The organism is Salipiger sp. 1_MG-2023 (assembly GCF_030547555.1).
In the GTDB taxonomy this organism is placed as follows: Bacteria; Pseudomonadota; Alphaproteobacteria; order Rhodobacterales; family Rhodobacteraceae; genus Salipiger.
The window spans coordinates 1-4,719 of the sequence record NZ_JAUOQN010000117.1 but is presented as its reverse complement, the minus strand read 5'-3'; the positions used below and the strand labels follow the sequence as shown (position 1 = coordinate 4,719).

3 protein-coding genes and 2 pseudogenes are annotated in these 4,719 nt (G+C 64.4%); 2 read left to right on the top strand and 3 right to left on the bottom strand.

Going from position 1 to position 4,719, the window contains the following annotated elements; all coding sequences use genetic code 11:
- Positions 1-506: 506 nt before the first annotated feature.
- Together Q4543_RS23750 and Q4543_RS23745 are read left to right on the top strand one after the other, a co-directional pair.
- Positions 507-1,041 (top strand): annotated as a pseudogene (locus tag Q4543_RS23750) (transposase); the annotation flags it as partial.
- 178 nt (positions 1,042-1,219) lie between these two features.
- Positions 1,220-1,786: pseudogene (locus tag Q4543_RS23745) on the top strand (transposase); the annotation flags it as partial.
- 54 nt (positions 1,787-1,840) lie between these two features.
- Here the strand turns inward: Q4543_RS23745 and kdsA are convergent.
- The 3 genes from kdsA to Q4543_RS23730 are packed head-to-tail and all read right to left on the bottom strand — an operon-like array spanning position 1,841 to position 4,521.
- Complete coding sequence (gene kdsA, locus Q4543_RS23740; RefSeq protein ID WP_303442525.1) at positions 1,841-2,686, bottom strand: 3-deoxy-8-phosphooctulonate synthase; 846 nt, start codon at positions 2,684-2,686, stop codon at positions 1,841-1,843.
- A complete protein-coding gene (locus Q4543_RS23735; RefSeq protein WP_303442522.1) occupies positions 2,683-3,474 on the bottom strand; it encodes a 3-deoxy-manno-octulosonate cytidylyltransferase in 792 nt (263 codons plus the stop codon). Before Q4543_RS23735 ends, kdsA begins: the two co-directional genes overlap by 4 nt.
- Positions 3,475-3,534: 60 nt before the next feature.
- Complete coding sequence (locus Q4543_RS23730) at positions 3,535-4,521, bottom strand: SIS domain-containing protein (RefSeq protein WP_303442520.1); 987 nt, start codon at positions 4,519-4,521, stop codon at positions 3,535-3,537.
- Positions 4,522-4,719: the final 198 nt, after the last annotated feature.

Here is a 4,719-nt window from a genome sequence, read left to right as displayed (position 1 = left end):
TGTCCGCCGTGGCGACCTGATCAGCCTTGGACCTCTCCGAAGGTCGGCGCTCTTACACCACCTCTCGGGGCACTACCTCCACGTCGCCCGGTAGCCCTGTGAGCCACGCCGAGATCGCGTCTGGACAGCTCCGCACCTTGACCTCTGCAAGGACGGTTCTCGCGCCATCGACCACGCAGATCGCCGTCAGGTCTTGTGAGACATCAAGTGCCGCAAATACGTTCATCCTCTCCTCCATGTTCGCTACTCAGCGACACGCTGAGCTGCGGTCATCCTGCACCACGGTATGGAGCGAGTGGGACATGGCGATTACGCTAAGTGGTGTAATTCCCGCCGGTAGTGCGGGCTGAGCGGAGCCTTCGCTTAGCGAAGCGAGGTCCGCGTGGGTCGCTTGGCGGCCACGGTTGTTCTTCGGCTAAAGTTTGGTTTGCCGACCTGACCTATGACCGAGGAGCTCAACCCTGACCAGGGACAGCCTCTCAGAGACCGCCGCGCTGCGCGCGCTTTTGTCGGAGACGTCCGACACCCACTTGCTTGCTGAGATGCTCGGCTTCGTCGCGGACCGCCTCATGGCGTTTGACGTCGATCAGCTCTGCGGCGCCGGCGCGCACGAACCCAGCACCGAACGGGTGAACCGCCGGAACGGATACCGATCCAGAGCGTGGGGTGAGGGCAGGACTGCCATCGGTCTGAAGGAATGCCCGAACCGCGCCGGGACGGTCGACGTAAAGATCCCAAAGCTGCGCAAAGGCAGCGACTTCCCCGAGTTCCTGGAGCCCCGCAGGGCGGCGGAAAAAGCCATGACGGCGGTCATTCAGGAGGTCTGTGTCCAGGGCCTCTCGACACGATCCGTGGACGATCTGGTTAAGGCGATGGGCATGACCGGCGTGTCGAAAAGCCAGGTCTCACGGCTCTGCGGTGAGATCCACTGCCCGGCAGGGCATTGCGTAGCAATGTCCGGGAGAGGACGAACGGGTCAACGCGTTCCTGGTCCGCCCCCCCCTCGAAGGCGAATGGCCCCGCCTCTGGCTCGATGTGAGCAGGCGAACGCCATGCGTTCGAGTGAGCCTGCGCAAGTACATCAAGGTGCGCCGGGGCGGCGTTCGGGGCAGCCCTCGAACCGGTGGCGGGCAAGCCCTTCACCGTCAGCATCGCCGTTGCGGTCAGCCTGCCCTCCCGGCAGATTGTGCTCTGCACAATCGCCTGCTGGGTAATAGACGGTCGACGCGAGGTTCTGGGCATCGTCGTCCAGCCCAGTGAAGCCGAGGTCTTCTGGACGAGTTCCTGCGCTCTCTGGCCGACCGCGGCCTGCGCGGCACCCGCCTGATCATCGCCCCTCTCGGCAGCATGCTGCGCATGCGCCTGCCGGGCAGTGGACGACCACAAGGACCTGAAGGCCGCCGCCGCCAAGGTGCTCGGCGCGACCGTCCAACGCTGCCGCGTGCATTTTATGCGCAGCGCACTCGCCTGCGTGGGCGAGAAGAACCGCCCGATCGTCACCGCGGCGCTCACAACCGCCTTCGACCAGGACACGCTCGCGACATCGAAAGAACACTGGGCCAAGCTGATCGACGCGTTCGAACCGCGGCGTTCCAAGCTTGCGGAGCTAATGCGCCGCGCCGAGGACGACGTCTTGGCCTACAAGAGCTTTCCAAAAGACCATTGGGCGAAGATCCATTCCACGAACCCGCTTGAACGTTTGAACAAGGAGATCAAGCGCCGGACCAACGTCGTTGGGATCTTCCCGAACGAAGCCGCGGTGACGTGCCGGGTCGGAGCCCTGATAGAGGTGGACTGGTTGATTTTTACAGGTTCCGGGATTTGCCAAGGGCCGTGCCTTTTACAGCAAGATATCGTCTTGCGACTTGATCAGATCGTCCAGCGCGCGCAGATGGCCGATCAGGGCCGCCATCTTGTCGACGGGGATCATGTTCGGCCCGTCCGAGGGCGCGTTGTCCGGATCTTCGTGGGTTTCGATGAACAATGCCGAGACGCCGACGGCCACCGCCGCCCGCGCCAGAACCGGGGCGAATTCGCGTTGGCCGCCCGAAGTGGTGCCCTGCCCACCCGGCTGCTGCACCGAATGGGTGGCGTCGAACACCACCGGATAGCCAGTGCGCGCCATGATCGGCAGGCCGCGGAAATCGCTGACCAGCGTGTTGTAGCCGAACGAGGTGCCCCGGTCGCACAGCAGGATGCGCTCATTGCCGGTGCTGGCGATCTTTTCGGCGACATTGCCCATGTCCCAAGGCGCGAGGAACTGCCCCTTCTTGACGTTGAGCGCCGCGCCGGTCTTGCCGGCAGCCAGCAAAAGGTCGGTCTGGCGACACAGGAAGGCAGGGATCTGCAGGATGTCGCAGACCTCGGCCGCCGGGGCGCATTGCGCCGCGTCATGCACATCGGTCAGGATCGGCACACCGAATTCGGCCTTGATCTGGCCGAGGATCTTCAGCCCTTCTTCCAGACCGAGGCCGCGCTCGGTACTGATCGACGAGCGGTTGGCCTTGTCATAGCTGGCCTTGAAGATGAATTTTGTCCCCGTCGGCGCGCAGGCTTTGGCGATCTTTTCGGCCATCATCCGCGCATGATCGAGGCTTTCGAGCTGGCACGGGCCGGTGATCAGGGCAAACGGCGCGCGCCCGCCGATGTCTATGTCGCCAACGCTGACGGTGCGGGTCTCGATCATTTGGCTTGCTCCAGTGCCGCCTCGATGCGGGCGACGTCTTCGGGGTTGTTGAGTTCCCAGAACAGGCGGCCACGGGCGTCGACCTCGACGCAGGCCATGGGCGTTCCGTTGTAAAGGAACCGCAGCTGTTCCAGCCCTTCGAGGGTTTCCAGCGTGCTGACGGGGGTTTCGGTATAAGCCTTCAGCGCTTCGGGGCGATAGGCATAGACGCCGACGTGGTGAAACACCGGGATCGGGTCGGGAACCTTGCCGGGATCGATGAAGGGCAGCACCTCCTTGGAGAAATACAGCGCCTTCATCTGCGCATCGAAAATGGCGGTGGTGCCGCCGACGCGGCCGTTCTTGCGGTCGGTGACGAAATTGTCAAAGGTCTGCCGGTCGCAGCGCAGCACCGGGGTTGCGACGGAAACCGAGGCATCGGTCTTCATCCGCTCCATCAGCGCCTCGATGAACCACGGCGGGGTCAGCGGCGCGTCGCCTTGCAGGTTGATCACCAGATCCGGGGGTTCGGGCAGCTTGGTGAGCGCCTCGGCGCAGCGCGCGGTGCCGTTTTCGCAAGCCTGCGAGGTCATGATGACCTTTGCGCCAAAGCCTTTCGCCGCATCGGCGATGCGCGCATCATCGGTGGCCACGTAAACCGCGTCGACGCCGCTGATCTGCTGCGCGGCGTTCCAGGTCATCTCGATGAGGGTGGTCTTGCGCCCATCCGGCAGGGTCAGCGCGGCAAGCGGCTTGCCCGGGTAGCGGCTCGAGGCATAGCGGGCGGGAATGATGACGACGGTTTTCAAGAGGCGCTCTCACTGGTGGGGCGGGCGCGAGGCCCGCGATGGCAAGGGGGGGCGCCGGGCTTACACCACGCCGGCGCGCAAAAGGTCATGCACATGCAGGATGCCGACCGGCACGCGGTTCTGATCGACCACCAGCAACACCTGAATCTTGCGCGCATCGACAATCGCCAGCGCCTCCGAAGCGAAGCGCTCGGGGGTGATGGTCACCGGGTCGCGGGTGGCGATATCAAGCGGCTGGCGCTCCATCAGGTGCTCGATGTTGCGGCGCAGGTCGCCATCGGTGACGACCCCGGTCAGCACGCCGTTTTCGGTCAGCCCGGCGATGCCGAAGCCGCGCGAGGTGATCATCAGCAACACATCGTGCATCGAGGCCCCCGCATCCAGCAGCGGCACCGCATCGCCGGTGTGCATCAGATCCGCCACCGTCTTCATCTGCGCGCCCAGCTTGCCGCCGGGATGGAAAATGCCGAAATCCTCGGCCCGAAAGCCGCGCAGCTCCATGAGCGCCATGGCCAAGGCATCGCCAAGCGCCAGCGTCATCGTGGTCGATGTGGTGGGGGCCTTGCCGATCGGGCAGGCCTCGGGGCGGGGCGGCAGGGTCAGGCGGTAATCGGCCGCCTTCATCAGAGTGCTGCCGGGATGCGACGAGATCGCGATCATCGGGATGGAAAACCGCCGCGTGTGCTGCACGATGTCCTGCAGCTCGGTAGTTTCGCCCGAATTCGAGATCAGCAGGCAGATGTCGTCTCTGGACACCATGCCAAGATCGCCGTGACTGGCTTCGGTTGCATGCACGAAATACCCGGGCGTTCCGGTCGAGGCCAGTGTCGCCGCGATCTTGCGCCCGACATGACCGGACTTGCCGACCCCCGACACGATCACCCGCCCCTTCGATGCCAGCATGGCCGACACGGCGGGGGCAAAATCTTCGGGAAGATTGTCGGCCATATAAGCCAGCGCCTCGGCCTCAAGCGTCAGCGTCCGCCGTGCGGCGGCGAGGATATCGGCGTCATGGGGGCTTTTTGCCCTGATGAAATCGGCTGTCATCGGTCTGGCGGCCTCGCTGCTGGTTCGGCCCCGGTTATCACCGGAGCCGCGCTGCCCTTCAAGCCCGCTGTGGCCGACCTCAGTCTGCGCCGAACAGATCTCGGGTGAAGACCTTGTCGGACACGTCGCGCAGATCGTCGGTGATGCGGTTGGCGACGATCAGGTCGCATTCGGCCTTGAAGGCCTCCAGATCGTTGA

Coding starts and splice junctions, on each gene's coding strand:
- kdsA (WP_303442525.1), bottom strand. CDS start 2,686: ATGATCGAGACCCGCACCGTCAGCGTTGGCGACATAGACATCGGCGGG.
- Q4543_RS23730 (WP_303442520.1), bottom strand. CDS start 4,521: ATGACAGCCGATTTCATCAGGGCAAAAAGCCCCCATGACGCCGATATC.